General features: G+C 36.4%; 21 protein-coding genes. 16 read left to right on the forward strand and 5 right to left on the reverse strand.

Going from position 1 to position 22,208, the window contains the following annotated elements:
* The first annotated feature begins 112 nt into the window (after positions 1-112).
* The 5 genes from KHA97_RS01020 (at position 113) to pepF (ending at position 6,931) form a co-directional block, all read left to right on the forward strand.
* Complete coding sequence (locus tag KHA97_RS01020; RefSeq protein ID WP_233713269.1) at positions 113-1,324, forward strand: putative glycoside hydrolase; 1,212 nt, start codon at positions 113-115, stop codon at positions 1,322-1,324.
* Between the two features lie 361 nt (positions 1,325-1,685).
* Complete coding sequence (spxA, locus tag KHA97_RS01025) at positions 1,686-2,081, forward strand: transcriptional regulator SpxA (RefSeq protein ID WP_213122944.1); 396 nt, start codon at positions 1,686-1,688, stop codon at positions 2,079-2,081.
* A gap of 762 nt (positions 2,082-2,843) precedes the next feature.
* Entirely contained in the window at positions 2,844-3,506 is a 663-nt protein-coding gene (gene mecA / locus KHA97_RS01030) for an adaptor protein MecA (protein WP_213122945.1), read from the forward strand.
* A 272-nt stretch (positions 3,507-3,778) separates the two neighbouring features.
* The gene (locus KHA97_RS01035; RefSeq protein WP_213122946.1) at positions 3,779-5,041 is read left to right on the forward strand and encodes a competence protein CoiA; all 1,263 of its coding nucleotides are present in this window, start codon (positions 3,779-3,781) and stop codon (positions 5,039-5,041) included.
* Between the two features lie 69 nt (positions 5,042-5,110).
* The gene (gene pepF / locus KHA97_RS01040) at positions 5,111-6,931 is read left to right on the forward strand and encodes an oligoendopeptidase F (RefSeq protein ID WP_213122947.1); all 1,821 of its coding nucleotides are present in this window, start codon (positions 5,111-5,113) and stop codon (positions 6,929-6,931) included.
* A 344-nt stretch (positions 6,932-7,275) separates the two neighbouring features.
* Here the strand turns inward: pepF and KHA97_RS01045 are convergent, their stop codons facing one another.
* The 3 genes from KHA97_RS01045 to KHA97_RS01055 form a co-directional block, all read right to left on the reverse strand.
* Complete coding sequence (locus tag KHA97_RS01045) at positions 7,276-8,103, reverse strand: ClpXP adapter SpxH family protein (RefSeq protein ID WP_407657968.1); 828 nt, start codon at positions 8,101-8,103, stop codon at positions 7,276-7,278.
* A 246-nt stretch (positions 8,104-8,349) separates the two neighbouring features.
* On the reverse strand, positions 8,350-9,006 hold the full coding sequence (locus tag KHA97_RS01050) for a lytic transglycosylase domain-containing protein (RefSeq protein ID WP_213122949.1): 657 nt from the start codon (positions 9,004-9,006) through the stop codon (positions 8,350-8,352).
* A gap of 443 nt (positions 9,007-9,449) precedes the next feature.
* Complete coding sequence (locus KHA97_RS01055; RefSeq protein ID WP_213122950.1) at positions 9,450-10,019, reverse strand: CYTH domain-containing protein; 570 nt, start codon at positions 10,017-10,019, stop codon at positions 9,450-9,452.
* Positions 10,020-10,164: 145 nt separating this feature from the next.
* On the opposite strand from KHA97_RS01055, the gene KHA97_RS01060 reads away from it, so the two are divergent.
* Genes KHA97_RS01060 through KHA97_RS01070 form a run of 3 tightly spaced genes read left to right on the forward strand, consistent with a single transcriptional unit; the run spans position 10,165 to position 12,546 of the window.
* Positions 10,165-10,809: a GTP pyrophosphokinase gene (locus KHA97_RS01060; RefSeq protein WP_213122951.1), complete on the forward strand. Its 645-nt coding sequence runs from the start codon at positions 10,165-10,167 to the stop codon at positions 10,807-10,809.
* Positions 10,810-10,842: 33 nt separating this feature from the next.
* Positions 10,843-11,643: an NAD kinase gene (locus KHA97_RS01065; RefSeq protein WP_213122952.1), complete on the forward strand. Its 801-nt coding sequence runs from the start codon at positions 10,843-10,845 to the stop codon at positions 11,641-11,643.
* 3 nt (positions 11,644-11,646) lie between these two features.
* A complete protein-coding gene (locus KHA97_RS01070) occupies positions 11,647-12,546 on the forward strand; it encodes an RluA family pseudouridine synthase (RefSeq protein WP_213122953.1) in 900 nt (299 codons plus the stop codon).
* Here the strand turns inward: KHA97_RS01070 and prpE are convergent.
* Positions 12,527-13,267, reverse strand: a complete 741-nt coding sequence (prpE, locus tag KHA97_RS01075) for a bis(5'-nucleosyl)-tetraphosphatase PrpE (protein ID WP_213122954.1) — start codon at positions 13,265-13,267, stop codon at positions 12,527-12,529. The two genes, KHA97_RS01070 and prpE, sit on opposite strands and share 20 nt — an antisense overlap.
* Positions 13,268-13,405: 138 nt before the next feature.
* Between prpE and mgtE the strand changes: the two genes are divergently transcribed.
* The 4 genes from mgtE (at position 13,406) to KHA97_RS01095 (ending at position 18,391) form a co-directional block, all read left to right on the forward strand.
* Entirely contained in the window at positions 13,406-14,761 is a 1,356-nt protein-coding gene (gene mgtE, locus KHA97_RS01080) for a magnesium transporter (protein WP_407657999.1), read from the forward strand.
* 37 nt (positions 14,762-14,798) lie between these two features.
* The gene (locus KHA97_RS01085) at positions 14,799-16,652 is read left to right on the forward strand and encodes a monovalent cation:proton antiporter family protein (RefSeq protein WP_213122956.1); all 1,854 of its coding nucleotides are present in this window, start codon (positions 14,799-14,801) and stop codon (positions 16,650-16,652) included.
* Positions 16,653-16,767: 115 nt separating this feature from the next.
* Positions 16,768-17,550 carry an enoyl-ACP reductase FabI gene (gene fabI / locus KHA97_RS01090; RefSeq protein WP_213122957.1) on the forward strand — a complete coding sequence of 261 codons (783 nt, stop codon included), beginning with the start codon at positions 16,768-16,770 and terminating at the stop codon, positions 17,548-17,550.
* A gap of 295 nt (positions 17,551-17,845) precedes the next feature.
* Positions 17,846-18,391: a CotO family spore coat protein gene (locus KHA97_RS01095; RefSeq protein ID WP_213122958.1), complete on the forward strand. Its 546-nt coding sequence runs from the start codon at positions 17,846-17,848 to the stop codon at positions 18,389-18,391.
* A 33-nt stretch (positions 18,392-18,424) separates the two neighbouring features.
* Here the strand turns inward: KHA97_RS01095 and KHA97_RS01100 are convergent, their stop codons facing one another.
* The gene (locus KHA97_RS01100) at positions 18,425-18,949 is read right to left on the reverse strand and encodes a CotY/CotZ family spore coat protein (RefSeq protein ID WP_213122959.1); all 525 of its coding nucleotides are present in this window, start codon (positions 18,947-18,949) and stop codon (positions 18,425-18,427) included.
* A 122-nt stretch (positions 18,950-19,071) separates the two neighbouring features.
* Here KHA97_RS01100 and KHA97_RS01105 point away from each other — a divergent pair, with 122 nt between their 5' ends.
* From KHA97_RS01105 to spoVAD, 4 genes are all read left to right on the forward strand, one after another.
* The gene (locus KHA97_RS01105) at positions 19,072-19,428 is read left to right on the forward strand and encodes a DUF1360 domain-containing protein (protein ID WP_213122960.1); all 357 of its coding nucleotides are present in this window, start codon (positions 19,072-19,074) and stop codon (positions 19,426-19,428) included.
* A gap of 811 nt (positions 19,429-20,239) precedes the next feature.
* On the forward strand, positions 20,240-20,713 hold the full coding sequence (locus tag KHA97_RS01110) for a sporulation protein (protein WP_233713271.1): 474 nt from the start codon (positions 20,240-20,242) through the stop codon (positions 20,711-20,713).
* A 2-nt stretch (positions 20,714-20,715) separates the two neighbouring features.
* The gene (gene spoVAC, locus KHA97_RS01115; protein WP_213122961.1) at positions 20,716-21,192 is read left to right on the forward strand and encodes a stage V sporulation protein AC; all 477 of its coding nucleotides are present in this window, start codon (positions 20,716-20,718) and stop codon (positions 21,190-21,192) included.
* Positions 21,192-22,208 (forward strand): stage V sporulation protein AD, encoded by a 1,017-nt coding sequence (gene spoVAD / locus KHA97_RS01120; protein ID WP_213122962.1) that lies wholly within the window; start codon positions 21,192-21,194, stop codon positions 22,206-22,208. Before spoVAC ends, spoVAD begins: the two co-directional genes overlap by 1 nt.

Here is a 22,208-nt window from a genome sequence, read left to right on the forward strand (position 1 = left end):
TTATCTATAATCAGCCATTAAAACAATATCAATTCATTATAATCCTTGTTAAAATGGAATAGGACAAAAAATCATATATAATGACAAGAACCGCAAAAGGGAGAGAGATTCGTTGAAATACTTAAAGGTAATAACAGTTGCTGGACTTGCAGCTTCGTTATTATGGCAAATTCCAATTACAGCTACTAAGGCCGAAGAAGTTGTAAAGGTAAAAACTCATGAAATTAGAAAGCTATCTGTACAGAATAAGATATTACACGACGATCTTCCTCGGTTTGTATTTAATTCGGGACGCCATTTTGAATATCCCGATGCAGTTAGAGGGATATATGTAACAGGCCATTCAGCCGGAGGAAGCCGATTTAATGATTTAGTCAAATTAGTAGATAATACAGAACTGAATGCTATGGTCATTGATGTGAAGGATGACTGGGGACAAATTACATATAAACTTCCAAAGGATTCTCCATTTGCTCATTTAGCACAAAATTATATTAATGATCCGAAAAAAATGCTCGACGTTTTGGAAGAAAAGCAAATCTATCCAATCGCTAGAATAGTAGTATTTAAGGATTCAACATTACCTAAAACAAGACCTGACCTTTCGTTTATGGATGGGAAAAAAATATGGGTAAACGGTAGAGGCGAATCGTTTGTCAACCCCTTTTTAAAAGAAGTGTGGGATTACAATGTCGATATCGCTATTGAAGCTGCAAAGTTAGGGTTCCAAGAAATTCAATTCGATTACGTCCGTTTTCCAGAAGGGTTTGAAAAGAGAGATAATCAATTGAAATATGGACATGGAGACTATAAAGATTCAAAGGAAGACAATGTTCAAAAAAGGGTTCATGCCGTTACAGACTTTGTGGCATATGCTAAAGAAAGGCTTGAACAGTATGGGGTAAAAGTATCTGTTGATATTTTTGGGTACACCGCCACCTTGCCAGAAGCTCCCGGAATTGGACAAAACTTTTCCAAAATCTCTGAACATGTTGATGTTATTTCATCCATGATCTATCCGAGTCATTGGACATCATATTTTGGTATTGCCAAACCAGATTTAGAACCTTATAACTTAGTAAGGGAATATGCAAAATTGGAGAAGTCTAAGCTAAACGAATTGAAAAATCCTCCTATTTCTCGTCCTTGGCTTCAAGATTTTACAGCATCCTATTTAGGTGCAGGCAATTATCAAGTATACGGTAAAGAGCAGGTAGAGTCTCAGATAAAAGCTCTTCATGACGAAGGTATTAACGAATATTTACTTTGGAATGCTGGGAATAAATACTCGCCGAACGTTGATTATACAATGGAAAAAAAATAGTGCCGAAATGATTTTCGGTTTTTTTTTCTTTAATTGGAAACGATAATTTAAAGAAATGGTAATAAAAAATTCATATTATTTGTTTAAAATAAGTTCGGTGGTGGTAAACAAAAATACAATGTGATAGGACTATAACAGCATTACATATTTCATAGTAACAGATTATTAAAATCCTTAAAAAACCTATTCATTCAACGTGGAATAGTGTATAATACGTTAAGAGGGGTGTTTCTATATTAAGCAATTTTTTTGAATATAACCGACAAAAATCGTTAAATATTGAAACATTAATTCTAAATTCTGTTATATAAGGACACTTTATAAAGAATTTAATTCTTAAAAAAGGAGTGTGATTTGTATTATGGTAACATTGTACACATCACCAAGTTGCACATCATGTAGAAAAGCAAGACTTTGGCTTGAGGAACAAAGCATTCCATATAAAGAAAGAAATATTTTCTCTGAACCACTTAGCTTGGAAGAAATAAAGGAAATCTTAAGGATGACTGAAGATGGAACAGACGAAATCATCTCAACACGTTCAAAGATTTTTCAAAAGCTTAACATAGATTTAGATTCGTTGCCACTTCAACAATTGTATGATCTAATCCAAAAAAATCCTGGATTATTAAGAAGACCTATCATATTGGATGAAAAACGACTCCAAGTCGGATATAACGAGGATGAAATCAGACGCTTCCTTCCTAGGAAGGTAAGAACATATCAGTTGCGTGAAGCACAGAAAATGGTAAATTAAGAAATATGGTAAAGGGGGCTGTTCCTATAAGCCGATAAGGGGCAGGCCTCTTTCTTTATAGAGTTTTATTACTAACTGCTTTATTAATGTCCAACTCTAGCGCCTATCGATTATCAAATTTCTAGTCCTTCTCCCTATGATAAGTCAACATCGATTCTATGCAGCTGCAGGCGCGAGCACTTCGCGGTCAAATAACCTGAGTGAGTAAAGTAATAGAGCGAATTTTTTGACTCTGAACATTGCTTGTTGGTGCTTATAAGGCACCCTCTGCTTCGTGTTTCCTTTATCTCAGTCGAAGGCCGAAAAAGAACGTCGACTAAAAACGCCACTTCCTGTGGGCCCGTTCGTCGATGGGCGAGGCACCTACGCTTTTCTTTGTCTAGCTCCGGTGCCTATCGACTATCAAACTTCTTGTCCTTCTCCCTACGATAAGTCAACATCGATTCGTCCTTCCGGACTCATCGTGTTTCCTTTATCTCAGTCGAAGGCACTGAAGTTTGTACGTCGATGGGCGAGGCACCTACGCTTTTCTAATAAAAATTTAGAAAATTGGCTTGATTTTACTGTGTTTGTTAGTTAAAATAATCGAAACATAAGTAAAAGCAATTTGGGCTTTTAACTATTTTATAATTGGGAATATCTTTTGTTTCCAATTTTGCGTCACTTATCATAAAATGTAAGTACAAGGAGAAAAGCACTAAGTACTTTGAGTACGGGATGATGATCCCTTCACCACCCAATTATAGAAGGGAGAGTTAACGCATGGAAATCGAACGTATAAACGAACACACAGTAAAGTTTTACATTTCATATGTTGACATAGAAGAGCGAGGCTTCGATCGGGAAGAAATTTGGTACAATCGCGAAAGAGGCGAAGAGTTATTTTGGGAAATGATGGACGAAATTCATCAAGAAGATGATTTTGTTCCAGACGGTCCTCTTTGGATCCAAATACAAGCATTGGATAAAGGACTAGAGGTCATCGTAACAAAAGCCCAATTATCAAAAGATGGACAGAAATTAGAACTACCCATTCCAACAGATAAGGGCAACGTGCACGTCGACGAAAAAATAGAAGAATTTTTAGATCAGCATTTTCAGATAAAACATTATGACGAAAAAGTTGAAGAAGATACTGAACTAGAATTTGTTTTATTGTTTAAAGATTTTGAGGACTTATTGGCACTTTCCAAAGTGCAGGATACATCCGAAATAGAAACGAAACTATTTTCTTATGAAAACAAATATTATTTATATGTTAAGTTCGATGAAGAGCTTTTTGATGAAGACCAGATTGAAGATGCACTGAGTGTTCTCCTTGAATATAGTACTGAAAGTAATTATACCATTTATCGTATTGCTGAGTATGGCAAAAACATTATTGATCATGATGTTTTTGGTACGCTTCGACAATATTTTCAATAAAATGACCGATTTCATTTAGTTGAGATCGGTCTTTTTTTGTAGCTAAGAATGTAAAAAAATTGTTAAAAATTGAAATTTATTCAAAAGTGTTTATTTTCTAACTTGAAGTGCGATCGGCTCAAGGTCAGAAACCCGTGACTAAAAGTTGGGAAAACAGATTTTTGGTGTCTTATTTGCTTTTATCCGATAAGTGGGTACCATACGTTTATTCTATGAATAAAGGGATTTTAGCAGGAGATGTAGAAATATTGTAGATGAAAGGATGTGGTGTATTGTTAACAGCATTAAATCAAGACGGAAAACTAATTACCCTTGTTCAATCTATTAAGAGAAAAGATTTAATAGAAAGATTACGCAGCGATGTTTATTTTTGTCCAGTATGCCAGGAGTCTCTTATTCTTAAAGCGGGAAATATCCGCATTCCCCATTTTTCGCATAAGCGAAACACTGCTTGCTCCATATTTGAAACGGAGCCCGAAAGTCCCCAACATCTTAAAGGAAAAAAAGTTTTGTTTGATTTTTTCCTTAACCAAGGATTAAATGTTTCTTTAGAGCATTATTTGCCAGATATTAAACAGCGTGCTGATTTGTTGGTCCAAACTCCCTCTCGTACTTTTGCCATCGAATATCAATGTTCGCCGATAGTTAGAAGTATATTGGAAAAGCGAACGGAAGGGTATAATAGTGGCGGTATTACCCCAATTTGGATTATTGGCGGAAAGCCTTACCAAAAATATCAAAAAGGATTCTTTACATTATCTGATTTTCATTGGTCAATGATTAGGCATAAGGAAGGGATAGGACAATATTTATTAAGTTTCGATTCAGAAAGTTTAAGATTTTTTCTTCTTTCAAACATTACCCCAATATCCTCCAGAAAAGTTTCCTCCAGCTTGTTATCAACCTCATTTAGTACAGCGACACTCCCATTACGTTTCAAACAAGATGAAAAAAATGAAATAAATTATCCATTATGGCTGCAAAGCAAAAGAAAATGGCTTCAAAATAAAGTACTATATGGTAATCTTGTACACGATTACTTTCTAAAATCTATCTATTCTTCTGGTCACAATCCATTTTTATTACCACCTATATGTGGGCTTCCCGTACCATATATGGAATGTTTCTATTCCCATCCAATTGAATGGCAGTTTTTCATTTACCAAGAGTGTTTAAGTAAAATACAAGTTGGTAAGCGGATATCTATGAAATATGTTATTCAAAAAGTTCAAAGCTTAATTAAATCAGGATTCATATCACCTAGATATTTTCCTTTGGCACATAAGTTGACTTGGAAAAATGCTGTGGAAAATTATTGCTCTCTTTTAACAGAAAGGGAATATTTCAAGAAAATAGGCGAAGACTTATTTGAGATGGTGAAAGAAATAAAAGTTCCAAACTCAATAGATGAAGCTATGAAATGGGAGGAAGAAATCTTCCGAAAATTAGACAATGGAAGATCTCGGAATGGTTCAAAAATAGATGAATATTGTTTCTTTTTCGGTTCAGTGGCAGGATTCAGTAAAATTAGGTAGAATATGTAATAAGTGCTAATACCTTTCGATTGACGAAAGAGATAGAGTGATAATGAATGGAGGATGGCAATGGCCGACGAAACAGAAGTAAAAACACTTCCTTCACGTTCCGAAATAGCGGAGGATATGACGTGGAGACTAGAAGATATTTTTTCATCAGATGAAGCTTGGGAAAAAGAATATGATGATATAAAAGAACAGTTAAAAGATGCAGGTCAATTTAAAGGAAAACTAAATGAAAGTGCGGATAATTTATTTGAAGCCCTTGATTTCCAATCAAAAGTATCAGAGCGAATGGGAAGGCTTTATACATATGCACATATGCGTTACGATCAAGATACAGGGAATTCTCACTACCAAGGTTTCAATGCGCGAGCTGAAAGCTTATATTCTATTTTAGCGAGTGAGTTTTCTTATATTGTACCTGAAGTTTTGGATATGGAAGAAAGCAGGATTTCTCAGTTCTTAGAGGAAAATAAAGATCTTCAGTTATATAAAAAGGCATTGGAAGAAATTAATTTGCAAAGAGGCCATGTGTTATCAGCTGAACAAGAGGCCCTTCTTGCACAAGCATCTGAAGTTTTAGGTGCATCCAGTACAACCTTCGGAATGTTGAACAACGCGGACTTAGAGTTTCCTGTTATAAAAGATGAGGATGGGAAAGATGTTCAAATCTCTCACGGTAATTATATTCGTTTTTTAGAAAGCTCTGATCGAAGAGTACGTGAGGAAGCTTTTAAGAAAGTGTATGAAACGTATGGCAAGTTCAGTAATACATTTTCCAGTACATTGAGTGGAGCTGTTAAGAAGGATAATTTCTATGCAAAAGCTAGAAATTATAAGTCTGCAAGACAAGCTGCACTTTCTGCAAATAATATACCAGAAAGTGTATACGACAATTTAGTTGAGACAATTAATAAGAACCTGCATTTATTGCATCGCTATGTAAAGCTTCGTAAAAAAGTACTCGGTGTTGATCAATTGCATATGTACGATCTCTATACGCCTTTAGTAAAAGATGTGAAAATGAACATCCCTTATGAGGAAGCCAAAAATTTAGTTATTGAAGGTCTGGCTCCACTTGGAGAAGAATATACAAATATTCTTAAAGAAGGATTTGAAAATCGCTGGGTTGACGTATTTGAAAATAAAGGCAAGCGGAGTGGAGCATATTCATCTGGTGCCTATGGGACAAATCCTTATATTCTTATGAACTGGCAGGACAATGTAAACAATTTATTTACGCTTGCACATGAGTTTGGCCACAGTGTCCATAGTTACTATACAAGAAAGTCACAGCCTTATCCATATGGGGATTATTCCATCTTTGTTGCGGAAGTTGCTTCTACATGTAATGAGGCACTGCTAGGTGACTTTATGTTAAAACGTACTAACGACAAGAAAGAGCAACTTTATTTGCTTAACCATTATTTAGAAGGATTCCGTGGAACTGTTTTCCGTCAAACAATGTTTGCAGAATTTGAACATATTATCCACCAAAAAGCTCAAAATGGAGAAGCTTTGACAGCAGATATGTTGACAAGGGAATATTATGAATTAAATAAGAAATATTTTGGCGAAGATGATATTCATATTGATGAAGAAATTGGATTGGAATGGTCAAGAATCCCTCATTTCTACTATAATTACTACGTTTATCAATATGCAACAGGCTTCAGTGCTGCTGCTGCATTATCAAGCCAAATTCTTGAAGAAGGGGAATCTGCGGTTACTCGTTATATCGAGTTCTTAAAAGCTGGAAGCTCTGATTACCCTATTGAAGTATTGAAAAAAGCAGGAGTCGATATGACGACTGCTGCACCAATTGAAGCAGCTTGCAAAGTATTTGAAGAAAAGCTTGCCGAAATGGAGCAATTATTAGGAGAATAAAATACAAATATTAAGCTGCTCTCTTTTTTAGGGAGCAGCTTTTACTTATGAAAGCCGCGAAACTTATTTCTGCTGTTAATGAAAGTCAATAAGATAAGCAACGCAATAAAAAGTAGGGGAGATGTAATATAAATCGGAATTAAATTCATCAAACCAAGGATATTAATGAAAAAGCAGACAAAGATAAAAGCGACCATCAAACAAATGACTACTTTTCGCAGGTCTCCGTCTCCTTTCTTATAGTATTTAATAATTTATATGCCTAAAAATATTCGGTAATACTGAATTTTCAATGCACGGTCAAATAAAAAGATACCAGGCTGAATAACCTGGTATCGATATAATTAAAGACAATTCATGTTGTACTTCCAAAAGCTTCCGTTTTTCGCATGGATTTTTTGTACCTTTTGTTGCAATTGTAATTTCTTCATTTGCTTTTCTATTTGCTGTACTGGTACATCATAGATTAAGGCGAGATCCTTTGATGCCATTATAGGATGATTGGTTAAGAACAATTCAAGCGGAGGTTTCTCAGCGGGTTTTGGAAATCTCTCCAGCATTTCAGTTAAAAGTTGAACATAAATATCGTATGAATAAAGGCCAGTAATTTTTAACCCTTCATCTTCAATATTCTCGTTGAAAAAAACCATAGCAGGCATTTCATTTACTTCCATCTCTGAGGAAATTTTCAAGTCACATTGAAATGCTTTTGCTGAACTTTGTGAGTACACATCACGTATGAATTCTTCTAAATCTAACCCGACATGTTTGGCACACTGTTGAATGACATTTATATCTGTAATATCGGCATTTTCTACAAAGAGCAACTCTTGCAGTCTTCGAATAAATCGAATCCCAGCTTTTTTTCCTTGTAGTTCAGCCGCTTTAATGCTTATGGCTGCTAAATGAGGTGTATAGGAGCGCTGTTCGTTTTGGGATTGGTACGTATTATTCTTTTTCCCCAGATTTCCACTTCTTTTATTCCATACTGCTAGATTTCCACATAAAACGTACTTAAGTGTGAAATAATCTCCGTATTCAATTTGAAGCTTGTTGATGATTGGAGAAAGTGACCAGCATTCCGCACAAAAAGGGTCGATAAACAAATAAATTTCCATAGGCTTATTGTCCATGTAATGCGTTTGTTTATTTGCTGACCGTTGTTTATTCAAGACCATTCACCTTTTGTTACAGGTAGTATGTCATGGTCTCTTTTAGCTAGGACTTTAGTATTTAGTATTTTATTAGCACCAAATGCGTCATACGGCTTCATACGTTTCTCAACCATATGAATCGCTCCTTTATCTAAAATTGTATATTTATTGTAGCAACCAGTACAGAATAACTCAAACAAATAGCACTGAATGTAGAAGTAAAATAAAAAACTGCCCAATATTACTGGGCAGTGTGTATATTATTTAGCTATAAAATGTTTCGGTAACTTTCCTAACGTAGTTTTGTGTTTCTTTAAATGGAGGAATGCCTCCATATTTATCAACATTTCCTGGTCCAGCATTATAGGCCGCAAGTGCTAGGACAAGGTTCCCGTCATATTTGTCGAGCATATTCCGTAAATACTTACTTCCGCCCATAATATTTTCCAATGGATCAAAGATATCATTAACGCCAAGACCTTTTGCTGTTTGTGGCATGAGCTGCATTAATCCTGATGCTCCAGCGTGGCTAACAGCTGCAGAGTTGAAATTTGATTCATGCTTAACGATAGATTTTATGAGCTTAGCAGGGAGATTATACACCTCAGATGCTTTCTGGATGATTGCCTCTAAATTTTCTGGGATAGTAGTATTAGTTGCATTTGAGCCTGACGAAATTGGAAAAGCACTTGAATTAGCAAACACGGGAAGACTGCCTATTTGCATTTGATAAACGGCACCCAACGTATTCGTATTGAAAGTTTGCGAAGCAGGAGCGTTAACAGAGTTCATCACGGTTTGCTGTAACAATTCTGCAAAAGAATTACTTTCTTCATTAAGTAGTGAATTAGATCTTGCACCCGAAAATCCTTTTATTAGCTGAATATCAAGTATCGTTTTTAATTGGCCAAGTGTATTCATGTCATAACATCCTTCTTTCTCGGTAAGCTAAGAAAGTATAAGTTTTTTATAGTCTTTTTGAATTTAGATTTTTGCTGTCCAGCTCCAGCGTCTATCGACTAGCAAACTTCTTGTCCTTCTCTTTTACGTAAGTCAACATCGATTCGTCCTATTTGTCCAGCTACTCGCGCCAGCCCCTCGAGGTCAAATAACCTGAGTCATAAAAAGTCAAAGAGCGACTTTTTTGCCTCAGAACATTTGCTTGTCGGAGGCCAGCAGGACGCGGGTCAGGAAGGCGTTGCAACAGGACGTTGCGCCCTTAGCCTTCCTTCATTATACAGGCGCCATTCGCTTTTCGTGGACTCATCGTGTTTCCTTTATCTCAGTCGAAGGTCGAAAATGAACGTCGACGGACCCACATCCTGTGGGACTGTACGTCGATGAGCAATGCGCTTGCGCTTTTCTTATAATGCATGATATAGCCTGCTTATTTTATTATCGGCATTTCGAATCTCAATGTTAAATTTTTTTAGTAAATGATAAAATATCTTCTCGCCTTTTTCGCGATTTTGAGTTTCATATTCTATTTCGAAGTCTTCTTTGCCAAGATAGAAGCTGTGGTCAAATACGAGAAGACCTTTTTCGTATTCCACTTCCGAACGATCTGTCCGGAGTGTCCCAAAAAGTATAAATTTATCTATAGGAATATTCATTTTTTGTATTTCGTCTTTAACTTCCCCGTTTGGCAGAAGAGCATCGTTTATAAATGCTTTTGCTTCTGCTTCAGTAATATAGTCATTGATTTCCAAAAGTCCATCCTCTAAGGGCTTTTTTAATGTTATCTCATATTTTTCAGGCAAGGATCGTATACGTAAAGCCGCATTTAATTTCTTTAAAGCAAAATCCTTTGTATCAAAATAGTGATTTGTCTGAGAGAAAAACATTTCTTTTGAAATATGAAAGGCTTTCAACAGAAGCTGGAATTCTGCCTCCGTAACTATATTTTTAAATTCGATTTCAATATTTCTAGACAATTTTAGCCATCCTTCCACATATGTCTAATCTTATTATTACCGTAATTAGGATTGATTTCAATAATTGTTGATAGTCAATCTTTAAGAAATAATTGTTTATGCTAAAATAAAAGAGGTAATTCTTTCTAATTGAGGTGACTTTTTGGTGAACCACTGGGATCAATTTTTAGCTCCATATAAACAAGCGATAGACGAATTGAAAATTAAATTAAAAGGAATGAGAAGCCAATTTGAGCTTGAACATATACATTCGCCGATTGAATTTGTAACTGGGCGGGTAAAGCCAATTGCAAGCATATTGGATAAGGCACAACAAAAAAATATACCACTTGATAAAATAGAGTCTGAAATGCAGGATATAGCAGGTCTAAGAATGATGTGTCAATTTGTGGACGATATTGAAACAGTTGTTAAGTTGCTCAGACAGCGAAATGATTTCCGAATTGTAGAGGAACGCAATTATATCTCTAATAAAAAACAAAGTGGATATCGTTCTTACCACGTTGTGATAGAATATCCTGTCCAAACAATACGCGGCGAGAAGAAAATATTGGCGGAAATTCAAATCCGGACACTTGCGATGAACTTTTGGGCTACAATTGAGCACTCGCTTAACTATAAATATAAAGGTCAATTCCCTGAAGAGATTAATAAAAGGCTGCAAAGCGCGGCGGAGGCAGCCTTTCGTCTAGATGAGGAAATGTCGCAAATTAAAGAGGAAATTCAAGAAGCGCAAGTTTATTTTACGAAAAATAAAGAAGCCGTTAAAAAGTTGGAGGAAAAAAACTGATAATCACTAACTTAGTAAGAAAGGATGAGAACAGTGAAATTTGCGATCACATCGAAAGGAAATCCAACATCCAATGCGTTAATGCATAAGATGAGAACGTATTTGCAGGATTTTGAGATGGTCTATGACGAAGATCAACCGGATATCGTTATTTCCGTTGGTGGGGATGGTACGTTACTTTATGCGTTTCACCGTTATAGTTCAAGACTGGATAAAACAGCTTTTGTTGGTGTACATACTGGTCATCTTGGCTTTTATGCCGATTGGGTGCCTAGCGAGATTGAAAAACTTGTAATAGCGATTGCGAAAACTCCATATCAAATCGTTGAATACCCACTGCTAGAAGTTTTGATTCGTTATCGTCATGGCGGGAAAGAAACACGATATTTAGGATTAAATGAATCTACAGTTAAAAGTCTTGTTGGAACACTTGTTATGGACGTGGAAATTCGTGGTGATCATTTTGAACGTTTTCGAGGCGATGGATTATGTGTCTCTACTCCATCAGGAAGTACAGCATATAATAAAGCATTAGGTGGTGCAATTATTCATCCATCTCTTCATTCCATACAGCTTGCAGAAATGGCATCTATTAATAATAAAGTATTCCGGACAGTTGGCTCACCGCTTATATTACCAGAACATCATACTCTTGTTTTAAAACCGGTTAAAACATTTGATTTTCATGTAACCGTCGATCATTTAACCGTTATGCACCGTGACGTAAAGTCTATTCAATTTCGAGTGGCAGAAGAAAAAATACGATTTGCGAGATTCCGTCCTTTCCCATTTTGGAAAAGGGTTCATGACTCATTTATTTCAGATGGAGATTAATATATGAGTCCGTATTCATTAAAATGGACCATTGATAAAAGTGGTGCTGGTCAAATCATCAAAGAATTTTTGAAATCTAAAGGCATATCGAAGCGGGCATTAACTGACATTAAATTTTCTGGCGGTTCGATAAAAGTAAATGGGCAAGAACAAAATGTTCTTCATCTTCTTAAAGAATCCGATGAATTGGTTGTCGAATTTCCAACAGAAGATTTAAATGAAAAGATGAGAGGGGAAGACATTCCTCTTTCAATCTGTTATGAAGACGAAGATATTATTGTCTTAGAAAAGCCAGCTTTTATGAGTACAATTCCATCCCGAGATCATCCGTCAGGAAGTATCGCCAATGCACTTGTACATCATTATGAACGAACAGGTAATGTTTCAGCAGTACATATTGTAACAAGATTGGACCGCAATACATCTGGTTTAGTGCTTATTGCAAAACATCGCCATGCCCATCATTTACTAAGTTTACAGCAGCAAAAAGGAAAGATTAAAAGATATTATGAGGCATTTGCGGAAAATGGATTTCATAAACAGGAAGGCTGTATCAATGCTCCGATTGGAAGAAATCCATCCAGTATAATTGAAAGGGAAGTAAGGATGGACGGGCAAAGGGCAGTTACTCATTATAAAGTAGTTCAGAATTATCCTCAATTTTCCCATATAAGATTAGAACTTGAAACGGGCAGGACACATCAAATAAGAGTGCATATGGCTTATATCGGGCATCCTTTGCTTGGCGATGATTTATACGGCGGCAATCAAGCCTTCATTAATCGCCAAGCCTTGCACTGCAAAGAATTACATTTTATACAACCTATAAAACAATTAAAACTTTCTTTTTCCTCCCCGCTTCCAATGGATATGGAAACACTTCTTACGAAGGGAAATTTGTGAATTTTTCAGGGACAATCGGCATACTTGAAGGAACAGAGATTGTTTTCATTTCGGGATATCTGAAAGCTGTCAGTTTTCCACCAAAGACGGCTCCAGTATCTATATTTATCGTTTTTCCTATAAGTCTGGGCTCGCGTACTGGAGTGTGTCCATATACGATGAAGGGCTTCCCTTTGTAATGTTTTGCCCAGTCACGGCGAACAGGCATTCCATTAGGAAGGGTTTCTCCCGTCACATCTCCATATAAAACAAATGATTTTACACTTTTATTGTTTTTACCGATATAATCTGCTCTAATCCCAGCGTGTGCAATAACGAGTTTTTCATCGTCAAGGACATAATAAAGTGGAGAGGCTTCATAAAGATCTGTAAACATTTTCCTATAATGATTCCATTCTTTTTGTGATTGTGCATTAAGTTCTGCAACAGTTGTTTCTAATCCATGTGTGATCTGTATGTTCCTTCCAAGAAAATAGCGATATAATTTATTGCAATGGTTCCCAGGAACGTAATAGGCCCCATGGTATTTCCATAGTTCCCAAACGACTTTAATCATTTTTAAAGAATCGGGTCCACGATCTGTTATATCACCAACAAAAGCTATTTTTCTCCGCTTTGCATGGGTAGGAATACCGCTTGCCCACGAGTAATCCATCTTTTTTGTAAGCGTGACAAACTCATCATAGCATCCATGTACATCTCCAATAATATCGATATTCAAACCATTCACCTCACAATATAAAAATAATATCGAATGATGTATATTTTCTTTCAATTTTGTAGCGACAAAAGTATATAGATTTGTTAGGATAGTGTAGACAAAAGGGGAGGAGGAGTCAAATTGGATAACAAATACGATATAAATAGCCAAATCAATGAAGAACTTCTTAATACCACAATAAATAAAGATGATATTCTTGGATTTCGAGAGGAGTTCCTGACTCTTCACCCATATGACCAAGCACAATTTTTTTTCAAATTATCCCCAGATGATCGAATAAAAATTTATAATTTTTTATCTCCAAAAGAGCTTGCCGACTTTTTCGAAATGCTCGAAATAGAGGATCATGAATATAAAGATATTTTAGCGGAAATGGATCCAAAATATGCGGCAGATATGCTTGCAAATATGTTCACCGATAATGCCGTTGACGTTTTAAATAACTTGGATAAGGATCAAACTGCCAGTTATTTATCTATCATGGACCATACGGCAGCTCAAGAAATAAAAGGCTTGCTTCATTATGAGGAATATACAGCAGGAAGTATTATGACGACGGAATTTATTGCTATTTCAGCAAATCAAACGGTCCGTTCAGCTATGTATATTTTAAAAAAGGAAGCACCTAAAGCTGAAACCATTTACTATGTTTATGTAATAGATGAGGATGGCAGGCTTGTCGGAGTCATTTCTCTGCGCGATTTAATTATTAGCAGTGATGATACGATGATTTCAGACATAATGTTTGATCGGATTGTCTCCATTTCTGTAAGTGCTGACCAGGAAGAAGCCGCTAAACAGATGAGAGACTATGATTTACTTGCTCTACCAGTAGTTGATTTTCAAAATCATTTACTTGGAATCATTACAGTCGATGATATTATCGACGTTATTGATGAGGAAGCATCGGATGACTATTCTAAACTTGCCGGTGTTTCCGACATGGACACTATTGATAAAAATCCCTTTGCTGCTGCAAAAAAGAGACTTCCATGGCTAATCATTTTGCTTTTTTTAGGGATGTTCACTGCAAGTCTTATCGGAAAATTTGAAGATACTTTAAGTAAAGTACCCATTGTGGCAGTCTTTATTCCTCTTATTGCTGGTATGGCGGGGAATACAGGGACACAGGCATTGGCCGTTGCAGTCCGGGGAATTGCAACTGGAGAACTGGAAGAAGCAAGTAAATTTAAACTCATTATGAGAGAATCAGGTACAGGATTAATCACAGGAACGATTTGCGGAGTTTTAGTATCTGTTATTGTATACGTATGGAAAGGGGAACTATTACTAGGCTTTCTTGTAGGGATCGCTATACTTGCATCTTTGTTTGTAGCTACTTTAGCGGGTTCACTAGTTCCATTGGCGATGCATAAATTTAAAATTGATCCCGCCGTCGCTTCGGGTCCATTCATTACGACGATGAATGATATGACTTCCATTCTCATATATTTTGGTTTGGCAACGATGTTTATGAATTATTTAATTCACTAGTAAACTGAAACAACCTTATTGAAAGTTGGTACACCTTATGGAACAGGATTCTTCTCTGCTATCACTCGTTATTGTATTAGTTGTGGCATTTATAACTCCATTCTTATTGCACCGATTCCGTCTTACATTTTTGCCAGTTGTCATTGCTGAAATCATTATGGGCTTAATTATTGGTAAAAGTGGACTGAATTTAGTACACGACGGTTCATGGTTAAATACGCTCTCGACTCTAGGATTTATCTTTTTAATGTTTTTAAGCGGGTTGGAAATTGACTTCTCCGCTTTTAAAACGAATAAAAAGAAAAAAGTACTGCCAAGTGGAAAATTGGAACCTAATCGATTAGCTGTTTCATTGATTATTTTCTTCGGTATTTTTATCTTATCAATTGGATTGTCTTTTTTATTTGTAAAAATTGGATTGATTGAAAATGTTTTCTTAATGACCTTAATTATCTCAACTATATCATTAGGTGTCGTTGTTCCTACTTTGAAGGAAGCAAATGTGTTAAAAACGGGAATTGGCCAAATTATTTTACTCGTTGCTGTTATTGCGGATCTTGTCACGATGATATTACTTGCCATTTTTGTATCTGTTTCCAGCGAAAGTGAAGGGAATATGTGGCTATTACTTATTTTATTTGCAACAGGGCTGATACTATATGTGATTGGCAGTCGACTTAAAAATCGTCCAATTATTGAGAGATTATCAACTGGAACCGTGCAAATAGGAACGAGAGCTATTTTTACATTAATTATCGTCCTCGTGGCGTTATCAGAATCTGTAGGTGCTGAAAATATTTTAGGCGCTTTTTTGGCCGGAACATTAGTGTCTTTATTAAATCCGAGACAAGAATTGGTGCAGCAGCTCGATTCATTTGGGTATGGATTTTTAATTCCCATTTTCTTTGTAATGGTTGGTGTTGAACTTGATTTATGGTCACTTTTAAGTGATAAAAATTTATTGCTTTTAATTCCGTTATTATTAGTAGCACTTCTAGCTTCAAAAATCTTTCCAGTATTCATATTAAGAAAATGGTATGATACAAAAACGGTTGTAGCCTCCGCTTTCTTGCTTACGTCTACATTGTCCCTTGTCATTGCTGCAGCGAAAATTGCAGAGCGGATCGATGTAATTACACCTGAAATGAGTGGAACATTTATATTAGTTGCAGTAATCTCATGTATCATTACTCCGATTTTCTTTAAAAAATGGTTTCCGAAAGAAAATGGGTATGAACGAAAACTTAAATTAGCTTTAATAGGAGCAAATCAATTGACTCTACCAGTATCTAAAGAACTAAATGATACACAATTTGACTCAACCGTTTATCATAAAAAATTGGAGAAGGTAGAAACGCAAAGTTCAGACTCAATCTTTAATATTGTGTACATCCAAGATTATGAAAACCTCGAGTTAAAAAAAGCAGGTGTATTTGATTCAGATATTATGTTTATGTCAACTGGCGATGAAAAGCAAAATGCAGCTTTAGCTATTGAAGCAAAGAAAAGTGGGATTGAAAGAGTGATTGCGAGAATCGAAAGCCCTGAATTGGCAAAGCAGTTAAAGGAATATGAAATCGAAGTATTTTCAACTATTTTGTCTACCACAGCTTTACTAAAAGCATTAATAGAATCGCCAAAAGTGGCACAAATCATGACGAATGGTGAAACAGCATTATATGAAATAATGATGCTGAATAGTCATTATGCACATATGACATTAAGAGAATTTCCGTTTATGGGTGATGTCATAGTCGTAAGAATATTTAGGGGAAATGATTCTTTAGTTCCTCACGGAGATACCGAATTGCAAATGGAAGATCGATTAATTGTGACTGGATCAAAAGAATATGTGGATCATTTAATGAAAGAACTCCAGTATAACATTTAGAGAGGTAATCCTTTATCAATCATACTTTACAATTTTGAAAGTTATCATGTATGATTAGGACTAGGTACTAATAACTTGTAAAAACTTTTTAGACTGATAATAAGGGGATGATTAAATGAATCTTTCTTTAAATGGAAAAACGTTTGTCGTAATGGGAGTAGCCAATAAACGCAGCATTGCTTGGGGGATTGCTCGTTCGCTTCATAATGCCGGTGCGAAGTTAATATTTACATATGCAGGCGAGCGTCTTGAAAAAAGTGTCCGTGAACTTGCTGATTCATTAGAAGGAGAAAAATCACTTGTACTTCCTTGTGATATTACTAAAGATGAAGATATCGAACAATGCTTCACTCAAATAAAAGAAGCTGTCGGTCCTATCCACGGTATCGCACACTGTATCGCATTTGCAAATAAGGAAGAGTTAAGTGGAGATTATTTAAATGTAACGAGAGATGGATTCTTATTAGCTCAAAATATTAGCGCATATTCACTAACTGCCGTAGCGAAAGCAGTGCAAAATCTTGATATTATGCCTGATGGCGGCAGTATTGTAACATTAACGTATCTAGGTGGGGAGCGAGTTGTTACGAACTATAACGTAATGGGTGTAGCAAAAGCTTCCCTTGATGCAAGTGTCATGTATTTAGCGAGTGATCTTGGAAAACACGGAATAAGAGTCAATTCCATTTCTGCAGGTCCAATTAGAACGCTATCTGCAAAAGGAATCAGTGACTTCAATAGCATATTAAAAGACATTGAGGAAAGGGCACCGCTTCGTAGAACGACAACACCTGAAGAAGTTGGTGACACGGCGTTATTCTTATTTAGTGATCTATCACGCGGTATTACGGGTGAGAGTATACATGTAGATTCAGGGTTCCACATTTTAGCTATATAAAATGTAAGCAGCTGTCACGAATGAGTGTCAGCTGCTTTTCTTATGCTTTAGGAAATTGAAAAATTGGGGACTTGTGGAAAAATTAAGAAGATAGTTCCAGCCTAGCAAGTAGCCAGCGACTAGCCAATTTAGGTTTCTTTCTACTATAAGTCAACATCGACGGATCGACGGACCCACTTCCTGTGCGCCTGTACGTAGCTGAACAGGCGCTTGCGCTTTTGTTCCTTTTTTGGAAACCTTAGGCTCTTTTATGCATACATATAAAACGAAGTAAGAAGAACGGAGGTGCTCCTTCATGGAGAATAATAAGGAAGGAACTAAAGAGGAGCCTTTATTATACATCCATCAGCCAAAATTCAAACAGCCTGAAAGAAAGATGCAAGACTCTTTTTTATCAGAGGAGATAACGGATACAATAGACTTGGAAAAAATATTTCCAAAGGAGGTGGAAAAAAAGCAAAGTTTTACTCTTCCTCCTATAGACAGTGAAAAGGAAATAGAAGTAGTGCAAGATATACCCAAAGAAAAGCAAGAAGAAATTAAAAAACCTATAAATGCTGCAGACTATTTTCGTAGAAATACGCCTTCAAGAAAGACTTGGAATTTGAACTTGGTAACACCCTTTAGAGATATGTCAATTAAGGAAAAACTAGAATACTTATCAGGATTTCCAAGCAGTCAGCAACCCTTCCCATGTGAATTCATTACGGAAAAACAACAATATAAAGGTACATTAAGTAAGTATGAAAATAATCGAATATTTATTAAAAACCTACAAGGTGACATGGACGAGATTGATGTAAAAGAACTACAAACAATAAAAATTTTATATAAAACGTAATAAGAAATGGGGCATATTTTGCCCCATTTCTTATTAGACCTCACAAATGCCAAGATTAACATCGGAAATACATTGAACTGCACAGAAGCAATGTAGATCAACTGTTATACAGCTATTGCTTGAAGCCCAGTTATTTACTGAACAAAGTGCTTCGTAGCTAAGTGTTCCATTAGGAAATAAATTTACAACTGTTTGGCCATTTAAAGGAATTAACACGCGTAATGTGGCGCAGCAATTATCGAAAATGTCTTCGACTCTAAAAAATACTGATACACATTTTCCAGCGGTACCTTTAAATAATGCTTTAAATAATTCTCCGTTTTTATTAGTTAAAGTAAAAACACGAGTATCAGAACGTTGGCGGGCTGGAAGTGCTAATTCACCTAGAGGTTCAACAAAACAGTTGGATGTGCAAGGAAGGCACTCTTCTTCCACTGCTTCATCTTGAATATCCTTAATGGCACGGACTACTTGACACACACAGTTAAGCCGGCATCCGCACCCCGAATTGGAACTGGTTTCAAGCACTTCACTTGATTCCATCTCTTCAAAACTCATGGATTATATCCTCCTTATCTTTAAAATGATTCATTTACACTACTAACATATTAGGTAGTAGCCAAATGAGTTACGGACAGACGCCCCATTTTGGGAAAATAGGCAGGTTAGGAGCTGAGAAAATGGATATTTCATGGATCAAATTTGTATTAATGAGTCTAGCTATATTTCGGGTTACGAGACTAATTGTGTTTGACAAAATAACAGCTTTCATTAGAGCCCCATTTTTAATGGAATATGAAGAAACTAATCTTTTAGGTGAAAAAGAAACGTATTTGGTGCCACGTGAAAAGGGATTGCGTGGTTGGATCGGAAAGCTGATTAGCTGCTATTGGTGTACAGGAATATGGGTAGCAACAGCAGTGTTCATTTTTCAATGGTTTTTTTCATTCATTGTGGATCCAATCCTCATAATTTTTGCTCTAGCAGGAATGGCAGCAATATTTGAATCGATTATCCAAATTCTCATAAAAGATTAATTTAGCCCTTTTTAAAAACACATGCGCCAAACATTTCATAAAATGTAGAAGGTTGGATTTAAAAAAATTCAGGAAGTGATTTACATGCAAAGACCACCTAGAAGGCCAAGACCAATAGGACCAACCCGTCCAAGAAAATCCGGTTGTGGATGCGGAAAACCGATAAAAAAGCCTAGAGGTTATTAAGTGAATATGAATGGAATAAGGATTGACTCTATAGAGTCATCCTTATTCTTTTTAAACAGTAAAAAAATATAACTTTTTTATAGGTCTATATTTTTAGGTAAGACTATTAGTGTCTAGCTCCAGCACCTATCGACTAGCAAACTTCTTGTCCTTCTCTTTTGCGTAAGTCAACATCGGCTCGTCTTGTCTAGCATCAGGCGCCAGGCCCTCGAGATCAAATAACCTGAGTCAATAAAAGTCAAAGATCAGACTTTTTTGCCTCAGAGCATTTGCTTGTCGGAGGCACGTAGGATGCGGGTCAGGAAGGTGTTGCAACAGGATGGTGCGTAATTAGCCTTCCTTCTTTATTCGAGCGCCCTACGCTTTCCCAACCTCGCCGTGTTTCCTTTATTCAGTCGAAGGCCCTAATAGGAACGTCGACTAAAACCGCCACTTCCTGTGGCAACGTCGACGGACCCACATTCTGTGGGCCTGTACGTCGATGGGCAAGGTGGTGCTTGCGCTTTTCTTAACATAATCATTCATAATTTATCAAATGTAGTGAAAAATATTGATAACCTTACTTTATTTTTTGCACTGGAGTGTGATCTGTACACTCCTTAGGCTTATAAACTGGGAGGAGTCCATGATCAAAAAAATAATGATTTCCACTATTATATGTGCTATTTTTTTCACTGGCGCATGTTCTAATCAACCTGATGAACAAAAAAGCAAATTATCATTAATAAAGAAAACACAGCCTGCACCGATTGAAATCAACTATAAGCGGAAGGATGATTCCATAGCGTTCCAAGTAAGAGAAGAAGTCAAAAAGAAGGATTCAATTTACGATGTTGCCGTTTTAGAAGGGGATCATAATATCCTTGTAAGCTACAAAGTAAAACATCTTCAACGATTTCGAATGAAAAAAATCGAAAAAGATTTAACAAAGTCATTAAAAAAGAAATTTCCTGATCATTCATTCATCGTGTCTAGTGACTATAAAATTTTTCTTGAAGCTATTCGATTAAAAGAAGAATTAGAATACGATAATTTATCAAATAAAGAAGCAAAAAAGCGTTTGAATAAAATTATTAAATTAAAGAAGGAAATGACATAAAAATGGCTAAAAAAAATAAAACAAAAACTCCTGAACAAATTAAATATGATCAAATGCAAAAAAAGCATGAGCTTAAGAGACCAATATTAAAAAATTGTATTCGTGCTTTTTTTGTTGGCGGGACAATTTGTTTAATTGGCCAAGCCATTACTTATTTCTATATTTATTACTTTGATTTTACAGAAAAGACAGCGGGTAATCCGACTGTTGCTACAATGGTTTTTATTGCAATGCTTTTGACAGGATTCGGTTTATACGATAGGCTCGGACAATTTGGAGGAGCAGGAAGTGCTGTACCAGTTACAGGATTCGGAAATGCAGTAATTTCTTCAGCGATTGAACATCGTACAGAAGGATTTGTCCTCGGTGTGGGAGGAAATATTTTTAAACTTGCTGGTTCCGTTATTGTTTTTGGTGTTTTTTCCGCATTCGTAGTAGCTCTCATTAAAACCTTCATTTCCCAGTGGGGGGGATTCTAATGCTAACCGGTTCACAAACATGGATATTTCAAAACAAGCCAGTCATCCTCTCTACAGGAGTTGTAGGCGGCCCTTTTGAAAAGGATAGCCGACTTGCAAGTGATTTCGATAAATTCCATGATGATTTGTGGATGGGACAAGACTCATATGAAAAAGCCCAACGAGTTTTATTGGAGGACGCCGTACAGATTGCATTAAGAAAAAAAGCGTTTAAGGAAGATGCAATTCAATTTTTTCTTGCAGGGGATTTAATCAATCAGATCACTCCTACTAGTTTTGCAGCAAGAACAAATCAAATTCCACATTTAGGTTTATTCAGCGCATGTGCTGTGTCCACGCAAGGACTTGCCCTTGCAGCCATGATCATAAATAATGGGGGAGCTAAGCGCATTCTTACTGGAGCGGCAAGTCATAATGCTTCAGCTGAAAAGCAATTTCGTTATCCTACTGAATACGGAGGTCAAAAACCTCCAACCGCACAGTGGACAGCAACAGGTGCTGGTGTTGGTCTAGTAGGAACAGATGAAAATCTGGAAAATCCTCATCCAAGGATTATTGCAGCGACTATCGGGAAAGTGATTGATTTAGGATTGTCGGACCCTTTTAATATGGGTGGAGCAATGGCACCAGCGGCAGTTGATACCATTCAGCGTCATTTATTTGATTTAAAAGTGGATCCTTCTTATTATGATTTAATCATCACTGGAGATCTTGCAGAAATTGGAAGAAATACAGCTTTGGAGCTGTTTAGAGAAAAAGGTGTAGCTATTCAGGAACAAAAATTCCAAGATTGTGGATTACTTCTTTACACCCCCGAGCAAGAAGTTTTTGCCGGTGCGAGCGGTCCAGGATGCTCCGCAACCGTCATGTACGGACACTTACTTAACCAAATGGCAAAAGGTGTATACAAACGAATTTTAGTAGTAGCAACGGGAGCACTACTGTCGCCATTATCTTTCCAGCAAAAAGAAACTATACCATGTATAGCTCACGCAGTAGCGATTGAGTTTAATTAG

The organism is Lederbergia citri (genome assembly GCF_018343625.1).
In the GTDB taxonomy this organism is placed as follows: Bacteria; Bacillota; Bacilli; order Bacillales; family Bacillaceae_C; genus Lederbergia; species Lederbergia citri.